General features: G+C 45.7%; 19 protein-coding genes. 8 read left to right on the top strand and 11 right to left on the bottom strand.

Annotated features, from left to right (window positions below; genetic code table 11):
* Nucleotides 1-229: 229 nt before the first annotated feature.
* The 6 genes from rplU to folA all read left to right on the top strand — a co-directional run bounded on the left by rplU (nucleotide 230) and on the right by folA (nucleotide 4,165).
* Nucleotides 230-541, top strand: a complete 312-nt coding sequence (rplU, locus tag J4N40_RS14795; RefSeq protein WP_005383096.1) for a 50S ribosomal protein L21 — start codon at nucleotides 230-232, stop codon at nucleotides 539-541.
* Nucleotides 542-561: 20 nt separating this feature from the next.
* Complete coding sequence (gene rpmA, locus J4N40_RS14790; RefSeq protein ID WP_005383095.1) at nucleotides 562-819, top strand: 50S ribosomal protein L27; 258 nt, start codon at nucleotides 562-564, stop codon at nucleotides 817-819.
* A gap of 212 nt (nucleotides 820-1,031) precedes the next feature.
* Nucleotides 1,032-2,207, top strand: a complete 1,176-nt coding sequence (gene cgtA / locus J4N40_RS14785; protein ID WP_005383091.1) for an Obg family GTPase CgtA — start codon at nucleotides 1,032-1,034, stop codon at nucleotides 2,205-2,207.
* A 195-nt stretch (nucleotides 2,208-2,402) separates the two neighbouring features.
* Complete coding sequence (locus J4N40_RS14780; RefSeq protein WP_132936735.1) at nucleotides 2,403-3,203, top strand: threonine/serine exporter family protein; 801 nt, start codon at nucleotides 2,403-2,405, stop codon at nucleotides 3,201-3,203.
* Entirely contained in the window at nucleotides 3,203-3,676 is a 474-nt protein-coding gene (locus tag J4N40_RS14775; protein WP_005379665.1) for a threonine/serine exporter family protein, read from the top strand. The genes J4N40_RS14780 and J4N40_RS14775 overlap by 1 nt, the downstream gene beginning before the upstream one ends.
* Nucleotides 3,677-3,685: 9 nt before the next feature.
* Complete coding sequence (folA, locus tag J4N40_RS14770) at nucleotides 3,686-4,165, top strand: type 3 dihydrofolate reductase (RefSeq protein WP_005379666.1); 480 nt, start codon at nucleotides 3,686-3,688, stop codon at nucleotides 4,163-4,165.
* A gap of 269 nt (nucleotides 4,166-4,434) precedes the next feature.
* Here the strand turns inward: folA and J4N40_RS14765 are convergent, their stop codons facing one another.
* The 6 genes from J4N40_RS14765 to lptD all read right to left on the bottom strand — a co-directional run bounded on the left by J4N40_RS14765 (nucleotide 4,435) and on the right by lptD (nucleotide 11,195).
* Complete coding sequence (locus J4N40_RS14765) at nucleotides 4,435-5,241, bottom strand: symmetrical bis(5'-nucleosyl)-tetraphosphatase (RefSeq protein ID WP_171345717.1); 807 nt, start codon at nucleotides 5,239-5,241, stop codon at nucleotides 4,435-4,437.
* A 15-nt stretch (nucleotides 5,242-5,256) separates the two neighbouring features.
* The gene (apaG, locus tag J4N40_RS14760) at nucleotides 5,257-5,637 is read right to left on the bottom strand and encodes a Co2+/Mg2+ efflux facilitator ApaG/CorD (protein WP_005379668.1); all 381 of its coding nucleotides are present in this window, start codon (nucleotides 5,635-5,637) and stop codon (nucleotides 5,257-5,259) included.
* Nucleotides 5,638-5,712: 75 nt separating this feature from the next.
* Nucleotides 5,713-6,522 carry a 16S rRNA (adenine(1518)-N(6)/adenine(1519)-N(6))-dimethyltransferase RsmA gene (rsmA, locus tag J4N40_RS14755; protein ID WP_005379669.1) on the bottom strand — a complete coding sequence of 270 codons (810 nt, stop codon included), beginning with the start codon at nucleotides 6,520-6,522 and terminating at the stop codon, nucleotides 5,713-5,715.
* On the bottom strand, nucleotides 6,519-7,517 hold the full coding sequence (gene pdxA, locus J4N40_RS14750; protein WP_171345718.1) for a 4-hydroxythreonine-4-phosphate dehydrogenase PdxA: 999 nt from the start codon (nucleotides 7,515-7,517) through the stop codon (nucleotides 6,519-6,521). Before pdxA ends, rsmA begins: the two co-directional genes overlap by 4 nt.
* The gene (surA, locus tag J4N40_RS14745; RefSeq protein ID WP_171345719.1) at nucleotides 7,507-8,790 is read right to left on the bottom strand and encodes a peptidylprolyl isomerase SurA; all 1,284 of its coding nucleotides are present in this window, start codon (nucleotides 8,788-8,790) and stop codon (nucleotides 7,507-7,509) included. Before surA ends, pdxA begins: the two co-directional genes overlap by 11 nt.
* Before the next feature lie 59 nt (nucleotides 8,791-8,849).
* Complete coding sequence (gene lptD, locus J4N40_RS14740) at nucleotides 8,850-11,195, bottom strand: LPS assembly protein LptD (RefSeq protein ID WP_033906028.1); 2,346 nt, start codon at nucleotides 11,193-11,195, stop codon at nucleotides 8,850-8,852.
* Between the two features lie 266 nt (nucleotides 11,196-11,461).
* Between lptD and djlA the strand changes: the two genes are divergently transcribed.
* A complete protein-coding gene (djlA, locus tag J4N40_RS14735; RefSeq protein WP_005383076.1) occupies nucleotides 11,462-12,316 on the top strand; it encodes a co-chaperone DjlA in 855 nt (284 codons plus the stop codon).
* A gap of 142 nt (nucleotides 12,317-12,458) precedes the next feature.
* On the opposite strand, the gene J4N40_RS14730 is transcribed toward djlA, so the two are convergent.
* The 5 genes from J4N40_RS14730 to leuA all read right to left on the bottom strand — a co-directional run bounded on the left by J4N40_RS14730 (nucleotide 12,459) and on the right by leuA (nucleotide 18,386).
* Nucleotides 12,459-13,241 carry a DUF547 domain-containing protein gene (locus tag J4N40_RS14730; protein ID WP_005383074.1) on the bottom strand — a complete coding sequence of 261 codons (783 nt, stop codon included), beginning with the start codon at nucleotides 13,239-13,241 and terminating at the stop codon, nucleotides 12,459-12,461.
* A 335-nt stretch (nucleotides 13,242-13,576) separates the two neighbouring features.
* Entirely contained in the window at nucleotides 13,577-14,179 is a 603-nt protein-coding gene (gene leuD / locus J4N40_RS14725; protein WP_005383071.1) for a 3-isopropylmalate dehydratase small subunit, read from the bottom strand.
* Between the two features lie 11 nt (nucleotides 14,180-14,190).
* Nucleotides 14,191-15,591 (bottom strand): 3-isopropylmalate dehydratase large subunit, encoded by a 1,401-nt coding sequence (gene leuC / locus J4N40_RS14720; RefSeq protein WP_005379681.1) that lies wholly within the window; start codon nucleotides 15,589-15,591, stop codon nucleotides 14,191-14,193.
* 73 nt (nucleotides 15,592-15,664) lie between these two features.
* Nucleotides 15,665-16,756, bottom strand: a complete 1,092-nt coding sequence (leuB, locus tag J4N40_RS14715) for a 3-isopropylmalate dehydrogenase (RefSeq protein WP_115385710.1) — start codon at nucleotides 16,754-16,756, stop codon at nucleotides 15,665-15,667.
* Between the two features lie 82 nt (nucleotides 16,757-16,838).
* Nucleotides 16,839-18,386 (bottom strand): 2-isopropylmalate synthase, encoded by a 1,548-nt coding sequence (gene leuA, locus J4N40_RS14710; RefSeq protein ID WP_005379685.1) that lies wholly within the window; start codon nucleotides 18,384-18,386, stop codon nucleotides 16,839-16,841.
* Between the two features lie 519 nt (nucleotides 18,387-18,905).
* On the opposite strand from leuA, the gene J4N40_RS14705 reads away from it, so the two are divergent.
* The gene (locus J4N40_RS14705; RefSeq protein WP_115385711.1) at nucleotides 18,906-19,703 is read left to right on the top strand and encodes an SH3 domain-containing protein; all 798 of its coding nucleotides are present in this window, start codon (nucleotides 18,906-18,908) and stop codon (nucleotides 19,701-19,703) included.
* The last annotated feature ends 125 nt before the right edge of the window (nucleotides 19,704-19,828 follow it).

The following is a 19,828-nucleotide window of genomic DNA, read 5'->3' as shown; positions in this document are numbered from 1 at the left end:
CAAGGCTTATTCGATTTATATAATTGTCGAATAATACACTAAAAAACGTTGATTAATACATTACTAAAGGGCATGATTGCCGCACTTTTCTTTGGCGATTAGCTTTTCGCCAATTTTTTCAAAATATGGCTTGTCATAGGAGCATCTATTCTGTAGAATCTGCGCCCTATTGATGATTAGTTTAGCGCACACCCTCAAGAAAGGCTGTGCGGAAAAAGCGGAGTAAAATATGTACGCTGTTTTCCAATCTGGTGGTAAACAACACCGTGTAAGCGAAGGTCAAACTCTTCGTTTAGAGAAATTAGACGTTGAAACTGGTGCAACTGTAGAATTTGATAAAGTTCTTCTTGTTGCTAACGGCGAAGACATCAAAGTTGGTGCTCCTCTTGTAGAGGGCGGCAAAATTGTTGCTGAAGTTGTACAACACGGTCGTGGCGATAAAGTTAAAATCGTTAAGTTCCGTCGTCGTAAGCACTCTCGTAAGCAACAGGGTCACCGTCAGTGGTTCACTGAAGTGAAGATCACTGGTATCAACGCTTAATCTATTAGGAGAGTTTAACAATGGCACACAAAAAAGCTGGTGGTTCTACTCGTAACGGCCGCGATTCAGAAAGCAAACGTCTAGGTGTTAAGCGTTTCGGTGGTGAATCTGTACTTGCAGGTAACATCATCGTTCGTCAACGTGGTACTAAGTTCCACGCTGGTAACAACGTAGGTATCGGTAAAGACCACACTCTATTCGCTCTTACTGAAGGTAAAGTGAAGTTCGAAGTGAAAGGTCCTAAGAACCGTAAGTTTGTAAGCATCGAAGCTGAGTAATTAGGTTTTTAACCAAATTACTTAATAGCTTTAAGCTGAATTCAAAAGCCCTGCCGAATCGGCGGGGTTTTTTATTTGTGGCAGTCGACATATCGAAGTTTCTCGCTAAGATCCTAAGCGATTTGAATCTGGGAGCTTAGATCTGTCATCTGCTAAAATTGTCGGATGACATAGTAAGATTTAATCCACGCACGAAGTAGTCGGAGTAAAAGATGAAGTTCGTAGATGAAGCGGTAGTAAAAGTTCAGGCTGGTGATGGCGGTAGTGGCGTTGTCAGTTTCTGGCGTGAAAAATTCATCACTAAAGGTGGCCCTGATGGCGGTGATGGCGGTGACGGTGGTGATGTTTATATCCAAGCCGATGAAAACCTAAATACCTTGATTGATTACCGTTTCCAGCGCTTCTACGAAGCTGAGCGTGGTGAAAACGGTCGCGGTGGTAACTGTACAGGTAAGCGTGGTAAAGACATCGTTCTTCGTGTACCTGTGGGTACGCGCGCTGTGGATATCCACACAAATGAAATCGTGGCGGAAGTTGCTGAACACGGTAAGAAAGTGATGATCGCAAAAGGCGGTTGGCACGGTCTAGGTAACACGCGTTTCAAATCTTCAGTAAACCGCGCGCCTCGTCAGAGAACATTGGGTACAAAAGGTGAAGTACGCGAAATTCGCCTTGAGCTATTGCTTCTTGCTGATGTGGGTATGCTTGGTCTACCTAATGCCGGTAAATCAACCTTTATCCGCGCAGTATCAGCAGCAAAACCGAAAGTCGCTGATTACCCATTCACGACTTTGATCCCAAGCTTGGGTGTCGTAAGTGTCGTACCAGAGAAAAGTTTTGTTGTTGCAGACATCCCTGGTTTGATCGAGGGTGCAGCAGATGGCGCTGGCCTTGGTATTCGATTCTTGAAGCACTTAGAGCGTTGTCGAGTGTTGCTGCACATGATCGATATTATGCCTATTGATCAGTCCGATCCGGTGCAAAATGCATTGACGATCATTGATGAACTAGAACAATACAGCGAGAAACTGGCAAGTAAGCCGCGCTGGTTAGTGTTCAACAAAGTTGATCTAATGCCTGAAGAAGAAGCGAATGAGAAGATCCAAGAAATCTTAGACGCACTAGGTTGGGAAGACGAGTACTTTAAGATCTCGGCGATCAATCGTAACGGTACTAAAGAGCTTTGTTACAAACTGGCTGACTTTATGGATAACCTACCTCGCGAAGAGGAAGAAGTGGCTGAAGAAGATAAAGTTAACTTCATGTGGGATGATTACCATAAAGATGCGATGGCGGGTAAAGACGTTATCACTGAAGATGACGACGACGATTGGGATGACTGGGACGATGAAGAAGATGACGGTCACGTTGTCTACGTTCGTGACTAATCAGAACGGTCAAACAATGCCTGTTTGCCTATAATTCATTAAGCCGCAATTATTTATTGCGGCTTTTTTTGTATCTAAATCATATTTAGGTGATGTGATTTACGGCACAATAACCGATACGTCGTGTTTTTTGAGGGTTAGTTTGGCCCTCGCGCGTATGAATGAGTAACACCCTAAAAGGAATTAGACTTATTTATGACTCTAGAAACCATACCGCCTAGAGAGTTGGCGGTATCTACTCAACGATCGATTTCTCGTCTTGTCGCCCAAGCCGGACAAATGCTACTTGCTCATGGTGCTGAAAGTACTCTTGTGAGCGATATTATGCGTCGTATTGGCCTTGCTTGTGGGGTGAATGAAGTTGCGGTAGCACTATCAGCTAATGCATTGGTTGTGACGACGGTAATGGATGGGCATTGCATCACCACCACCCGAAGCTGCGCTGATCGTGGCATCAATATGCGCGTTATTACGCAAATTCAACGAATCTGTATCATGATGGAACGTGGTTTGCTCGATGCAACCATGGCGCAGAAAAAGCTGAACGCTATCAGTCCAGAGCGTTATAACCGCTGGTTGGTGGTGTTTATGATTGGCTTGTCTTGTGCGGCATTCAGTCATCTAGCTGGTGGTGATTGGGGAGTCTTCATCATGACCTTTTTAGCTTCAGCTGGTGGCATGATCGTTCGCCAAGAAATTGGTCATCGTCATTTCAACCCTCTATTGAACTTTGCTGCGACCGCTTTTGTGACTACCTTAATTTCAGCACAGGCGGAAATTTACCAAGTCGGTAATCTACCTACCGTAGCAATGGCATCGTCAGTATTAATGCTTGTACCTGGTTTCCCACTCATTAACTCTGTCGCAGATATGTTGAAAGGCCACATTAATATGGGGATTGCTCGATTTGTGATGGCTAGTTTACTAACGTTGGCGACATGTTTGGGGATCGTTGCTGCGATGAGTGTAACTGGAATTTGGGGGTGGGCTATCTAATGAGTTTATTTGATTTGATGTTTGGCCTGTTGAATGACATGTTTTTTGCGGCGATTCCCGCCGTAGGATTTGCATTGGTTTTTAACGTGCCACAAAGAGCTTTAGTGTATTGCGCTGTTGGTGGTGCGATTGGTCATGGTAGCCGCTACTTGATGATGCAGTTTGGCATTCCTATTGAGTGGGCAACCTTTTTTGCCGCGACGTTAGTTGGGATGATTGGTGTGTACTGGTCTCACCGTTTTCTCGCGCATCCAAAAGTGTTTACTGTGGCTGCTTTGATCCCGATGGTGCCGGGTGTGTTTGCGTACAAAGCAATGATCGCTATGGTAGAAATCAATCATGTTGGCTACTCACCCGAGCTTGTCGCAACCTGTATGGAAAACTTTCTTAAGGCCATGTTTATTATTGCAGGTTTAGCAGTTGGTCTTGCGGTTCCGGGGCTGTTATTCTATCGCCGCAGACCAATTGTATAAGGACCTAACATGATCATTAGTATGATTGCCGCGATGGCCGACAATCGCATCATTGGCAAAGACAATCAAATGCCTTGGCATCTTCCCGCCGATTTCGCTTGGTTTAAGCGTTGTACCATGGGAAAACCGGTTGTGATGGGACGCAAAACCTATGAGTCTATTGGTCGCCCTTTACCTGGTCGCTTGAATATTGTTATTAGCCGTGATGAGACACTAAAGATCGAAGGTGTCACTACCGTAACATCGATTGAGCAGGCTCTGGAAGTCGCAGGTGATGTGGAAGAAGTGATGATCATTGGTGGTGGTGCGATTTACACCACTTGTCTGCCTATGGCCAATAAACTGTATGTAACACACATTGAAGCGGCCATTGATGGTGATACTCAGTTCCCAGATTGGGGAGACGAGTTTAAGGAAACTTACTCAGAAATGTATCAAGCCGATGAGAAGAACGCCTACAACATGCGCTTTACTGTGTTAGAAAAGTAATTCGAGATTAACACCGCGTAGTTAATACGGTAATGCCGTTCGTATAACAGCGAGCGGCCATCCCAACCTACCGTCATCCTGAAAAGCGACGAAAGAGCGAGATTCAGGAGCCTCTATACGAGTACTTTGTTGTCAAAGGTATTTCTATCTATTCGCAGCGCGAGGATATTAGATTTCTAGTCTCGTTAAGGCTCGTTGGAATGACCCTACAGGAGGTGTTAAGTGACAGGTATTCCTCCTACTATGGATTATCGACTGTTATTCAGTGTTTAACTTAACGCATCCTGAGTAAAAATTTTCTTATCTTCCCAACGGATCATGGTTAGGCTTCCGCCCCAAACACAGCCAGTATCTAGCCCGATGACTTCGCTGTTCATATAACCTTGCAGTGCAGCCCAGTGCCCAAAGAGCACCGCTTTGTTTAAGTGGATACGTTTAGGCACATCAAACCATGGAATAAGTTCGTTACCGGAAACTTGTTGCGGTGGCAATTTACAATCCATATCCAAACGACCATCAGGGAAACAAAAGCGCATCCGCGTAAAAGCATTGATAATATAACAGTATCGGTCCAAACCCTGTAGAGAGTCATCCCAGGAATCCGGTTGATTGCTGTACATGTTTTTTAATAGCCAAGGCAGCTCTTCACTTTGGATGATGCGCTCAACTTCACGGGCACACTTTCTCGCTGTTTTTAGACTCCACTGCGGTGATATGCCAGCGTGACACATCACGAACTCGTCATGCTCGGCCATTAGAGGTTGCTGAGCTAGCCATGTCAGTAGTTCCTCTTTGTCAGGGGCCGTGAAAATAGGTGCGGTTTTATCTTTGTCTTTGACCTTTTTTATCCCGTGAGCCACTGCGAGAAGGTGAAGGTCGTGATTACCAAGCACCACGATTGCGTTTGCGCCAAGTGACTTCACAAAGCGTAACGTTTCTAGTGATTTAGGCCCTCTGGCGACCAAATCACCAGCAAGCCAAAGTTGGTCTTTTTTCGCAGAGAAAGATATTTTTTCTAGTAGTCGCTGCAATTCATCAAAACAGCCTTGGATGTCACCAACAATATAGGTAGCCACTGAATCTCCAATTTACTAATTTAAAACATTTGGAACAGCCAAGCGAAATGGTTCGATTTCGGTGATGAACTCTTGCCCTTTCTCATCCAGCATTTTGTAGTGTCCTTGCATAACGCCGACAGGGGTTTCTAACGCGGTTCCGCTACTATACGTGTATTCATCATTGCTTGGAATAAAGGGCTGCTGGCCTACAACTCCGTCTCCTTCAACCGTCATTTGCTTGCCGTTCGAGTCTGTGATTAGCCAGCGGCGGCTCACTAACTGTACGGTTTGCTGGCTAAGGTTTTTGATGGTGATGATATAAGCGAAAACGTAGCGTTGTAGCTCTGGGTTGGACTGTTCTTCGATGTATTTGGTGTGAACTTGAATTTTGATGCAAGGTTGAATGACGTCCATGTGCACTCCTCAGAAACGTAATATCCCAATAATAATAAGCCAAACCTACAAGGGTTTGGCTCATTGTTTGAGTTCTTAGTGCTGCGGGTTATCCGCAAGCCAGTTCGCCATTGCGACGAATTGTTCTAGCGTCAGGTTCTCTGGACGCATGCTTGGATTAACACCTAGCTCTTCTAGTACTTCTGTGCTTAACAACGATTTGTAGCAGTTACGAACGGTTTTACGACGTTGGTTAAAGCCTTCACGACAAACGCGATCGAGCAAACGCAGATCTTTCGCCGGGCATGGCAGCTCTTCGTAAGGCACTAAACGAACAACGGCAGAATCCACTTTCGGTGGTGGAACGAATGCCGTTGGCGGTACTTCCAGTACCGGTACCACTTTACAGTAGTACTGAGCCATTACCGTTAAACGGCCGTAAGCTTTGCTGCCAGGGCCGGCGGCTAAGCGGTTTACCACTTCTTTTTGCAGCATAAAGTGCATGTCTTGAATGTCTTTATGGAACTCAAAAAGGTGGAACATCAATGGTGTAGAGATGTTGTATGGCAAGTTACCAAAAATGCGCAGTTTGTTGTTTGGCTTCACTAATTGAGTGAAGTCAAAACGCATAGCGTCACCCTCATGGATGGTCAACTTATCCGCCAGTTCAGGGTGAGTACGTAGGCGTTCCGCCAGATCGCGGTCTAATTCGATAACTGTGAACTTATCCACTTCACGACCTACCGGCTCAGTGATTGCACCAAGACCAGGACCGATTTCAACCAGGTTTTGACCTGGTTTTGGGTTAATCGCTGATACGATTCCATCAATAATGTATGGATCGTTCAGGAAGTTTTGACCAAAACGTTTACGCGCTTTGTGTCCTAAATGGACATCATTTCTCATTGTTTCTTCTCTACCAAATCTATCGCATGCGTGAGCGCTGTTCGGAAACTCCCTGTATCCGCTTGACCTGTCCCTGCCAGATCTAATGCAGTACCGTGGTCCACCGATGTTCTAATAAAAGGTAGACCAAGAGTAATGTTTACTGAACGACCAAAGCCTTTGTATTTTAATACTGGCAATACTTGATCATGGTACATGCCTAAAACAGCATCAGCATCATTTAAATATTTTTCATTGAAAATGGTATCAGCGGGCAGAGGGCCGATCAGGTTGATACCTTTTTCTTGTCGAATTTTTTCCAGTGTCGGAGTGATGGTCTCGATCTCTTCACGACCTAAGCAGCCATCTTCGCCAGCATGAGGGTTAAGCCCGCAAACGTAGATGTTTGGTTGTGCGATAGCAAACTTTTCTACAAGGTCTTTATGAAGAATATCGATGATTTTTTCTAATCGCTCTTCGGTGACAGCTTTGGACACATAAGCTAAAGGAATATGTGTTGTAACCAGCGCCACGCGTAGTCCTTCCGTTGCTAGCATCATTACGACTAGCGGCGTTTGTGACTTCTCGGCGAAAAATTCAGTATGACCACTGAATGCAACACCTGCGCGATTAATCACCCCCTTATGAACAGGGCCGGTGACAATAGCATCAAATTCATCATTCATACAGCCTAAAGCCGCTCTTTCTAGCGTTTTTAGTACATAGTGGCCATTCGCTTCATTGAGCTCGCCTACGACCGCAGGTTCCGATATTTGGATATGGTCAACGATAAGCGTGCCCGCTTTTTGTGCTTTAGGTGCTTCTTCTGGACTATAATCAGACAGTTGGACTTCGATGCCAAGCTGCTTGGCTCGCTCCGTCAGCATATTCTTATCGGCACAGACGACAATTTGGTGCGCCCAATCTTCTTTCGATAGGGCAAGCACTAAGTCTGGGCCGATACCCGCAGGTTCCCCTGCGGTTACGACAATTCTACGAATTGTATTAGTTGTCATTGTTGTCATCCACGATTTCAACAAACGCACTTGCGCGTAGCTCTTGCATCCATGCGCCCGCTTCTTCATTAAATTTACGGTTAAATAGAATACGGTAAGCTTTGTTCTTCATCGCTGAGTCAGTACGGTCCACTTGGCGACGATCCAACACTTCAACGATATGCCAGCCGTGAACGGTTTTGAACGGTTCGCTGATTGAGCCAACTGGCAGAGTTTCTACTTGGTGCTTGAATTCTGGCACGTAAAGATCTGGCGTTTGATAACCTAGTTCACCGTCTTGTGCTGCCGAGCCAGGATCTTGACTGTATTGTGTTGCCAATTGAGCGAACGTTGCCTCACCGGCTTTGATGCGGCGTACAAATTCATTCAGTTGCTTCTTCGCCCCTTCGTCGCTCAGAATCACGGTTGGTTTAATCAAAATATGACGCGCATTTACTTCCGTTACCGCAACCGTTTCTAGGCCTTTTACATCCTCTATTTTTAGGATGTGGAAACCAACGCCACTACGGAATGGACCAATAATGCTGCCTTTGTTTTGCATCTTGATCTGATCAGCAAAGATGGTTGGCATCTCTTCTTTACGCATCCAGCCCCAATCACCACCTTGTAAAGCTTTAGGACCTTTAGAGTAGGTGTAGGCCATCTCCGTAAAATCTGCACCTTCGTTTAGCTTTTTCGCGAGCGCTTTAGCTTCTGCTTCTACAGCAGATTTTTCTTTATCGTCAGAGAAGCGCAGTTGAATGTGTCCAATTTTGTATTGAACAGTCGCATTGGTTTCTTGTGATAGTTGTTCCGTAAGGCTATCGACCTCTGCTGGAAGGATATTAATACGGCGACGAACCAGTGCATTGCGGGCTTCTGATGCGGCGATTTCCTTACGAATTTGTTCGCGGAATTCTGGGTAACTTAAACCTTCACTTTCTACAGAAGCAGCGAGTTGTTCTACCGATTGCTCATTATTACGTGCGATCTCTGCAATCGCTTGGTTTAAACGGTTGTCGTCAATACGCACACCAATACGGTCTGCTTCTTGGCCTTGCAACGTATCAATGATAAGTTTTTCAACGACTTGTTCTTTTAACACGCTGGTAGAAGGTAAGCTCTTTCCACTTTGACGTGCGTTGGCTTGCAGCGTTTTCATCGCTGTTTCGATGTCGCTTTGTAGAACTACACCGTCGTTCACGATGACCGCAACCTTATCGATCTCTACTGGTGCTGCAACCGCTCCGCAAGAGAGTAGGGTCGTGAATAAGATTGATTTCCAAATTTTCATTTAAAATTCCGTCAGTATTTTTGAATAGGCGTCTTATTCATTTAAGACGCCTATTTTGATTAATTGTTCAGATAGAATGGGCGGCCGTACTTAATCGCGTTGTCAGAACCATCCAGTTCTTTGACTGCAGTGTCTTCACGCTGATTGGTCGCAAAGCCTTGAATACCGAAGTTAACGCTAAAGTTATTTTCGTATTCAGGTGATGCCCCAGTGCTGCCGATAGTTTGGTTTTTCCAACCAAGCAATTGGTTGGCGTAAGTCACACCAATGTACCAACAGTCAGACTGGTAACGCAGGCTCGCTAGCCATTCTAGGTCCGCATTTTCATTGAGGTCGTAGTAGTATTGACCACTTGCAGACCAGTTCGGGTTGAACTCGTAGGCCGCTACAATACCTGCTTGTGAAATGCCTTTACGAGTAATTGTGTCTAGGTTTTCGAGAATGATCGTATCTTCGATGTATTCACGCGTGACGTAACGATAGTTACCCTGAATAAAGCCACCGTTAAATTGGTACTCTAAGGTACTGTTCGCCAACTGCATGGAGCTCAAATCGATATCGTATTGAATTCCACCGTGATAGAACAAGTAATCGTTGTAGTTGAAATCGGCTTCAATCGCCCATGATGAATAGTTGGTGGTCTCATCCGGAAGATTTGGGCTGTTGCTCAGTTTGGTCTTTTTATCGAAGTAGTAAATCTGACCAAATGAAACGTTAAGACGCTCTTTATAGTCATCATCAAAGAAGCGAGTACTCGCACCGTAGCTTAACTGGTTCGCAGAGGCGATTTTATCAATGCCACTGTACTTACGACTGCGGAATAGCCCGTAGTAGTCGGTTTGTAGCAAGGTGGTATCGTAATTGTAGATGTTGGTTTGATCTTCTTCAGGTACGTACAAGTACTGCAGCTGAGGCTCCAGTGTTTGGGTGTAGCCCTTGATCCAGCTTGTATCTCGTTCTAAGTAAAGTTGCGCATGCGTACGGAACTCAGGAATAACACGAGAAACTTCATCATCCAACTGGTTTTGCAAGTTTACATCTGTCAAACCCGTTAAGTCTTGAGAGTAATACGTAGAGAGCACGCGCGCTTCTGTTGTCCACGTTGCCCATGAGTTTGAGAGCGGTAATGTAAGCCCTGGTTCAATGTGAACACGGGTCGCATTTGGTCGCGCAGCATCGCTCGTATCGAAGCGGCTGACTTGGCTCTTCACGTCAAAGTTAAGGTAATCTCCCCACAACGGCGTGTAGTAGTTCAAGTCTAACTGAGGAAGCAGGCGATAAGGGCGGTTCTCTTCTTTCAATAAGATTTGGAAGTCACGAACGGTTAACGAGGCATCCCAGAAGTCAGAACGATATTGTACTTGTCCTTCTTGAACCAGTTGACCATCTTCACGGTTACCAATGTTGGAGTCGAGATCGAGGAAGTAATCAATATCACTCACTTTTGAGTAATCGACTTTGACTATCCACTGTTTATTGATGATACCGTCGTGTTTAACTTGGTAGCCCCAACGAGACTCGTCCTGATATTTGCGATCACTATTGAGGTATTCGCCTTTGATTTCCCCATTTCCCCAACCATCTGTTAGGTAGCGGAAATCAGTATCGAGTTTTGTACCACGTTGCTGCATATAGAGCGTGGTGAGTGTCATGTCATATTGAGGCGCGATGTTCCAATAGAATGGCACCTCGACTTCCATACCATCACTAGAACCATACGATAAAGAAGGGAAGAGGAAACCCGTTTTACGCGTATCTCCAATTGGCATGGTTAGATACGGCACATAGAAAACAGGCACATCTAACACTTCAAATCGAGGGTGGTGCAGCGTCGCTGTCTCTTCATCTTGGTCAACATCGATGCCTGACGCAACCAATCGCCATGAATTATCGCCTTGAGGGCACGATGTGATAGAGCCGTCTTCGAGTTCATAAACCGACTGACCTGTGCGAGCGATATAGGCTGCAGTGCCTCGGCCTTGTTGGCAAAGGAACTGATAATCGGTGTTCTCAAGCGAAAACGTATCTTGATTAATGTCGTTAGTAACACGATCAGATCGAGCTTTGACTTGGCCGTCATTGAAAGTCACGTTGCCTTCGGCAACCACGACGTTGTCTTGTTGGTGCAGCGTTACGCTATCTGCGGTAATTTTCTTCTGGCCTTGGGTGACTTGTACATTACCTGAGTACTGAGCTTTGTCACCATTGATGGCTTGCAGGGTGTCAGCTTCTACCACTACTGGGGTATTAAGAGCGTCCTCCTCGCCACTTGTATCGACCAAACATTGATCTGTGGCGGGCATTTCCTGCACACTATCATGGATATTCGCTTCAGCTTGAGTGGTGGGTACAAACAAGGCGGTGCTGATAGAGGCCGCTAAAAATGTGCGGGAGAAATGTTGCATTGAATTGAACTTTCCTGTGTCACTACTACTCGATGGCTATAGGGCTTGTTGTACCCTAGCGTAATAGCCAAATGAATCAACTATAGTCGCATTTATCCCAGCGTATTGATTCACTGTGGCATAATGACGACAAAATAGCTGCAAAGATAAGCAGGCGAAATGGCCTAGCCGAAATAAAACTAATTCCATTATCATAAAGGAAATCGTTGCATCCGGCACTATAAGACCGCCGTCGTCGATAAAAATTCATTGATAGAGAACACATAATGCATATTTTTGGCAAAATTCTGGGTGCCTTTTTTGGCTTGTTACTTGGCGGGCCGCTAGGTTTACTCTTTGGCTTATTTATTGGCCATCAATTCGATAAAGCACGTCGCTTGAGTCAAGCCGGGTTCTCTACTGGCGGCTTTGGAAAAGGGCCAAGTCAAGCTCAGCGCCAAGAAGAGTTTTTTAAAGCGGCGTTTGCGGTAATGGGACATGTGGCAAAAGCGAAAGGCCAAGTCACCAAAGAGGAAATCCAACTGGCTTCAGCCATGATGGACCGCATGAATTTGCATGGCGAACAGCGTCGCGCAGCGCAAGACGCGTTTCGTGAAGGTAAAGACAGCGACTTTCCGTTAGAAGATGTTCTTGTTCGTGTGAAAATTTCGACAGCTGGTCGCTTTGACTTGTTGCAATTTTTCTTAGAGCTGCAAATCTCGGCGGCCTTTGCAGATGGCTCGATCCACCCGAGTGAACGAAATGTACTACACAAGATTGCACGTGGTTTGGGTTTCTCTTCTGAGCAATTAGAGCGTCGTTTGCAAATGCAAGAAGCCGCATTTCGTTTCCAAAGCCAGGGCGGTTTTCATGGTCAGCATCAAGGCCAATCTTCAGGTGGTAGCTGGCAACAAGCTTCACAAGCGGATCAGTTGGCCGACGCGTACAAAATTCTGGATGTGTCTTCAGATGCAGACAGTAAAACCGTTAAGCGTGCTTATCGTAAACTGATGAACGAGCATCACCCGGACAAATTGATGGCTAAAGGCTTACCACCAGAGATGATGAACGTCGCGAAAGAGAAATCTCAAGAGATTCAAAACGCTTACGATCTTATTAAGAAGGTTAAAGGCTTTAAGTAGTCGGACGTTTTCTATCAAACATTTGGATGTAAAAAAGGGCACTCAGTGCCCTTTTTTTTCATGTCTTAGTCTTTGAGTTGCCGGTGTCTTTAGCTTTTGGCCTATTATGTCCCTAATGCTAATTGACCTCACATCCCCCAGTTTAGTTGGCTTGATTCAAGTCCCAATCGTATTCGTATTTCACTTTGCCAGAGAAGTTTTTGTATTGCGGTGCGTACTTTGCGATGTGTTTGAAGATTTGTTTTTCTCCACCAAAGTCCGTTGCAAACCAATCATAAATAGAAGACAGCTGTGCCGTGTTACCTTGGATAGATACGCCTTTGCTGCTGTTGATAAATGTTTTGGCGGCACTATCCAGTAGAGCTTGCGTGTTGTCAGCAGTGAATGCTTGAGATTGCAGATTAGGGCATCCTAGGCTGGCACAGTTAACCGCGTAATGCGTTCTTGGGTCATTCCAAATTGGACGCAAAATTCGATGTTCAATATCGTTTAAAGTTAGATCCTTCCCATTGACCACGACCACATCGTCTCCCCAAGGACCAAAGCTAAATAAACCACCTAGCTTGGTGATTGATTCGACTGGATAGTTATCCAAAATAAGATCTACCGTGATGGCGTTGTAAAGGTTTACCCAATAGGCATATTGCTCTGCTTGGTTGTATTGTAGAGGGTCTAGTTTTGCCAAACGCTGGATGTATTGTTTCAGCTTAGTTTTATCGACAGAGGAGACTTGGCTATAACGAAACAAGGTATTCTCGCCTTGTTCAACTAAATAAGTATCGAGCAGTTGTTGCCATTCTTGATGAGAAATTTGGGTTTGGTTGGCTTGATTCGATTGTTTCCAATATGGCCATAAGTCGGATTTAGGCGCGGACAATGTCGAGAAAGAAACCAGAGCACACAACAGCAATAACAGACGCTTCATAGAGATACCTTTGAATGAGATATTGTTGATAGTGTAGACCAGTTTAGTGCTTGTTTTCTTTCAGTAATCAGTGGCCTTTATTCGCTGTCATTCCGAGGAGCATAAGCGATATCAGGAATCTAATACCCACAAACTCTTGAGTAAAGACAGTATGAATCTGTACAGTGCGCTCTGGTAGTCGATCCTGAATCACGCTCCTTCGTCGCTGTTCAGGATGACGAATTTCAACAGAGGCGTTCGGTATTCTGTAAGCAAAGCGATATGAGATCAGTCACCCAAAACAAATCAAGGGCCGACAATTGCCAGCCCTTGATTTGTGTATTTACTAACGCGTCTTAACGCAAGAAGCTTGGAATATTCGCTTCGTACTCAGCAATCTTATCTTCGTGTTGAAGGGTTAGGCCAATGTTGTCCAAACCGTTTAGCAAGCAATGACGACGGAACGAATCGATTTCAAAACCATATTCTTTGCCGTTGGCACGAACGACATTCGCTTCTAGGTCGACCTCGACTTCTGCACCTTCATTTGCCTCAACAAACTGGAAGATTTCATCCACTTCTTGTTCAGTCAAACGAACTGGCACCATTTGGTTGTTGATCGAGTTGCCGTAAAAAATATCGGCAAAGCTTGGTGCGATCATCGCTTTGATGCCGTAATCCGCTAGTGCCCACGGTGCGTGCTCACGAGATGAGCCACAGCCGAAGTTTTCACGAGCCAGCAAGATAGACGCGCCTTGGTAGCGAGGTGCGTTCATCACGAACTCTGGATTTGGCTGTTCGCCAGCATCGTCTAGGAAGCGCCAGTCATGGAATAGGTGCTTACCAAACCCTAGGCGGGAGACCTTTTGTAGGAACTGCTTTGGAATGATGGCATCAGTATCAACGTTCGCTGCATCTAGAGGAACAACTAAGCCTGTGTGTTGTTTAAAGCCTGACATTGGTTTGCTCCTTAGTCTAGTTCACGAATATCTACAAAGTGACCAGCAATTGCTGCTGCCGCTGCCATCGCAGGGCTCACTAGGTGGGTACGGCCATCACGACCTTGGCGGCCTTCAAAGTTACGGTTTGAAGTAGACGCACAACGTTCATGTGGGCCCAAACGGTCATTGTTCATTGCTAGACACATCGAGCAACCTGGTAGGCGCCACTCAAAGCCCGCTTCTTTAAAGATAACGTCCAAGCCTTCCGCTTCTGCTTGCGCTTTTACTTGCTCAGAGCCAGGAACGATCAGCGCTTGAACGTGAGGCGCGACTTTGCGACCTTTCGCTACTTCAGCGGCTGCGCGCATGTCTTCGATACGTGAGTTAGTACAAGAACCAACGAAGACTTTATCGACGTTGTAATCAGACAATGACTTGCCTGCCTCTAGGCCCATGTAAGCCAATGCTTTTTCTGCCGATGCCTTTTCTACTGGGTCGGCAAAGCTTTCTGGTGCTGGGATAGGTTGATCTACCGCGATCACTTGGCCAGGGTTAGTACCCCAAGTGACTTGTGGTTTAATGTCTGCTGCGTTTAGCGTCACGACTGCATCAAACTGAGCATCATCGTCAGTTTTTAATGTCTTCCAGTATTCTACTGCTGCATCAAAGTCGGCACCTTGAGGTGAGAATTTACGGCCTTTGATGTATTCGAACGTGGTTTCATCTGGCGCAATCAAACCGGCTTTCGCACCTAGCTCAATCGCCATGTTACATACGGTCATGCGGCCTTCCATTGAAAGGTCTGTGATCGCTTCACCGCAGAATTCAACTACGTAACCTGTACCGCCAGCAGCTGTGGTTTCACCGATGATGGCTAGCACGATATCTTTAGCCGTGATACCCGGAGCCACTTTGCCTTTTACTTCGATCTTCATCGTTTTAGCGCGCGCTTGTTTTAGCGTTTGAGTTGCTAATACGTGCTCAACTTCAGATGTACCAATACCAAAAGCGAGAGAACCGAACGCACCGTGTGTAGCCGTGTGCGAGTCACCACAAACAATGGTCATTCCCGGTAGGGTAATACCAAGCTCTGGGCCCATAACGTGCACAATACCTTGGTATTTGTGGTTAATGTCGTAAAGCGTAACACCAAACTCTTCACAGTTTTTCGATAGCGTTTCCATCTGGATACGAGCCATCTCACCGGATGCGTTGATGTCTTTGGTGGTTGTTGAAACGTTGTGGTCCATGGTGGCAAAAGTTTTGCTGACCTGACGCACTTTACGACCTTTTTCACGCAAGCCGTCAAATGCTTGCGGAGACGTCACTTCGTGTACCAAGTGACGGTCGATGTACAAGATTGGGTTTTCCCCTTCTGCTGCGACGGCAACGTGTGCGTCGTAGACTTTTTCGTATAGTGTTTTGCCCATTGTTTGCTATCTCGTGTATAGCTCCCGACAACGGCTCATCAGGAGCAAATAATTATTATCAAATCGTGCAGTATTAAGAGTTTAAGATGTACTCAGCGATCTTATCGCCCATCTCAGATGTCGAAAGTGCTGGGTTGTCACCAGCAAGGTCACCCGTTAGCTCACCCGCTGATAGTGCTTTTGAAACGGCTGTTTCGATGTCTTGTGCCGCCGTTTCTTCACCTAGGCTGTAACGCAACATCAGTGCAGCAGATAAGATTTGTGCCACTGGGTTAGCGATGTTTTTACCTGCGATATCTGGTGCACTGCCGCCTGCTGGCTCGTACAGACCGAATTTGCTTTCGTTTAGGCTTGCTGATGGCAACATGCCCATAGAGCCTGTGATCATCGCGCACTCATCAGAAATGATGTCGCCGAAGATGTTTGAACACAGCATCACGTCGAACTGTGCTGGGTCTTTGATAAGCTGCATGGTTGCGTTATCAATGTACATGTGTGATAGCTCGACATCTGGGTAGTCTTTTGCGATTTCTTCGACCACTTCACGCCATAAGATAGAACTTTGTAGAACGTTCGCTTTGTCGATAGAGCACACTTTCTTGCGACGTAGACGAGCAGACTCAAAAGCGATTTTTGCAATACGTTCGATTTCGTAACGGTGGTACACCTCAGTGTCGAACGCTTTCTCTGTTGGACCTTCACCTTCACGACCTTTTGGTTGGCCGAAGTAGATGCCGCCCGTCAGTTCACGGACAACAACGATATCAAAACCGCGACCTGAGATGTCTGCACGTAGCGGTGAGAAAGCTTCAAGACCTGAGTGAATTTGCGCTGGACGTAAGTTACAGAACAGTTGGAAGTGTTTACGTAGCGGCAGTAGGGCACCGCGTTCAGGTTGGTCGTTTGGTGGTAAGTGCTCCCACTTAGGGCCGCCAACCGAGCCGAATAGGACTGCATCAGACTCTTCACATGCTTTTATTGTGCTCTCTGGAAGTGGGCAACCGTGATTGTCGATCGCGATACCACCGACATCATGCTCGTCACGCTCAAACGCAATACCATGTTTCTTTTCGATTGCATCCAATACTTTATGTGCCTGCGCCATTACTTCCGGGCCAATGCCGTCACCGGGTAGGACGGCAATTTTGTACGATTTGTCTGTCATGTTAATCCTTTAAGTTTTCTAATTTTGAGCTTAATTATTTCAACGAGCGTGTTCTTTCCTGAGCCGTGTAGCCCGGTTGTTATTACACAGTCGCAATCTTTTTCTGCTTCATTTCTTCGATTTTATCTGCACGATGAATGCTGTTAATAACGTGCAATAATGCTTGGCCGGAAGCCTCAACGATGTCGGTGGAAACACCCGTACCGTGGTATTTGCGACCTTTGTAGTTGGCAATGATGTCTGCTTGACCCAAACCATCTTCACCTTCACCTTTCGCGGTTAGGTCGAATTTATCCAGAACGATGTCGTAGCCTGTCACGCGGTAGATACATTGGTATAGCGCATCAACTGGGCCATTACCGACCGCTGCTTCACACATTTCTTCATCACCGCATTGCATTTTGATGCTGGTGGTAGCCATTACGCTGCCAGACTGCACGCTTAGGTAGCTCAATTTGTAGAAGTCATCTTCTTCACGCAAGTTCGAGAAGTGCATTAGGGCTTCTAGGTCGTAATCGAACACTTGGCCTTTGCGATCAGCAAGTTTCAAGAAATCCGCATACAGCGCGTCTAGGTTGTACTCGTCTTCGTTGTAACCCATGGTATCCATATGGCTCTTCACGGCAGCGCGACCGCTGCGGCTGGTTAGGTTCAGAGCTTGGTTTTTTAGGCCAATAGACTCAGGGGTCATGATTTCGTAGGTATTCTTATTCTTCAACATGCCATCTTGGTGGATGCCTGAAGAGTGGCTAAACGCATTTGCACCCACAATTGCTTTGTTGCTTTGAATAGGCATATTGCATAGCTGGCTAACCAACTTACTGGTGCGGTGAATTTCATCATGCTTAATGCCAGTGTGAACGCCCAAAAACTCTTGACGAGTCTTGATGATCATTGCGATCTCTTCAAGTGAACAGTTACCCGCTCGCTCTCCAATGCCATTGATCGTGCCTTCTATCTGACGTGCGCCAGCTTGAACGGCGGCAATAGAGTTGGCAACTGACATCCCCAAATCGTCGTGACAGTGAACGGAGATGATCGCTTTATCAATGTTCGGAACGCGGTTAAATAGGGTTTCAATAATCCCACCAAACTCACTTGGTACGGTGTAGCCAACGGTATCTGGAATGTTGATTGTACTCGCACCTGCATTGATGGCGGCTTCTACCATGCGACATAGGTTGTCGATTGGAGTACGACCAGCATCTTCACAAGAAAACTCGACATCATCAGTGTAGTTACGTGCATGTTTAACGGCGTTGACTGCCATTTCTAGTACATCGTCGTAGCTGCGGCGTAGTTTGTCTTCTACGTGAATGGTGGAAGTGGCTAAAAACGTGTGAATACGGAATTGGTCAGCCACTTTTAATGCTTCAGCGGCAGCATCAATGTCTTTCGCAACGGCACGCGAAAGGGCACAAACTCGACTGTTTTTTATGTTTTTTGCGATGGTTTGTACAGACTCGAAATCACCTGGTGAAGAGATTGGGAAGCCAGCTTCGATAACATCAACGCCGAGTCTTTCCAGCGCATAGGCAATCTGCAGTTTTTCTTTAACCGTCAAGCTTGCTGACAACGCTTGCTCGCCATCACGCAATGTGGTGTCGAATATAATGACCTGATCGTTCATGTTTGCTTCCTTCCTGATTTCTGCACTTTTGCGCAAGTGAATCGTTTACTTCCAGTATTTAGATATAAAAAAACCCGCATTCTCATGCGGGTTCTTAGAAATTGGTGTGGTTATTTTTCTTCCACAGCCTACCCGCGCGAACTGGTCACGATCAGGAGGAGGCTAAGCAGGATAGAAAAATGAGCTGACATAGTTGTTAAGCTTTCCACATAATTAAGTTAACAAATTAGTACCGCACTCCATGAAGCGCGTCAACCCTAAAGTCGATTTTTTATTCATATCGGATGAGTCTTTTCGTTTGCTTGAAAAAAATGATGCACTAAGTGAAACGACATGATGCGATAGAAACGTGCTAGAAGAAGTAAGTTCTCATCAAGTTTGCGACGTTTCATTACCAAAACAAGCATCGGGATTGCGACTTGTCACACAAAGGTTCGAATTGTTTGGCAAAAGTTTTGAATGACCATTTATAGTAGTGCAGTTGCACTAGGTAAAAGAAATATAAGGGTTAGGGAAAGAATGAGGTTAACAAAACAATTTGGACGTTCAGCCATAGTATTTACTCTGGTCAGCTTGTCGGGTTGTCAGCTGTTTCAATCGCAGACCTATGTGGAAGTGGCTTCCCCCGTTGTTATGAATGATCACTCACAGAGCGTCATGGTCATCAATGATCAAATGGATCGATTTTTGAGTAATGAAGGACGCGAATCGTTCTTGAATCAGATGCTTGTTGCCCTTGAGTCTGACAGCCGAAATAAGTTTAAAGGTAAAGATCCGGAAACGTATTCTTGGTGGAAGATCCGTGTCCAGCCTAGTGAGAAACAGCAAGCGGAAGTTTTCCGACCAACCACTGAAGGTGTCGATACCTCAAACCCAGTAGAGTTTATGGATGTCTCTTACCGCTCTAAGACCACATTAAACCTACGCTCCAAACCGAGTCTTGAAGGGGCAAAGCTTGGCGTATTATCGAAAGGGGAAGTCTTTAATGTGCTAGCAAAAGTGGTTGATCAACCTTGGTTTCTCGTTGAACAGAAAGGAGTGATAAAAGGTTATGTCCATAAGGATTATGCGCGCAGCAATGTGATAAATCGTGACATTTTATCTACTCAGCCTAACCCTCTACTAGAGCCTAACTCGAGTAAAACGGAGAAAACGAGTATAGAGCATGAACTGTCGGGAAACTATACTTGCCGCTCACTGAGCTATGAGCTAACAAAAGATGGTGACATGACGACAGGCTCTTTGCGCGCCTGCCGCAAGAAGAGAAAAGTCTGGTATATAGACACCCCTCAACCGCAACCATCAAACCCTTCTTAATGTTCTATTTTTATGGTTATGCCCAATAGATAAATCGTTGGGCACACCTTAATTTGGCCTTTGTCATTAATTGTCCAAACTCCCGTCATGCTGTTGTCACCTAAACCTCCTACTTTTCACAAAAA

This window comes from Vibrio sp. SCSIO 43097 (genome assembly GCF_023650755.1).
Classification (GTDB): Bacteria; Pseudomonadota; Gammaproteobacteria; order Enterobacterales; family Vibrionaceae; genus Vibrio; species Vibrio alginolyticus.
The sequence above is the reverse complement of the archived record's forward strand: the minus strand, read 5'-3'. Positions and strand labels throughout refer to the sequence as shown.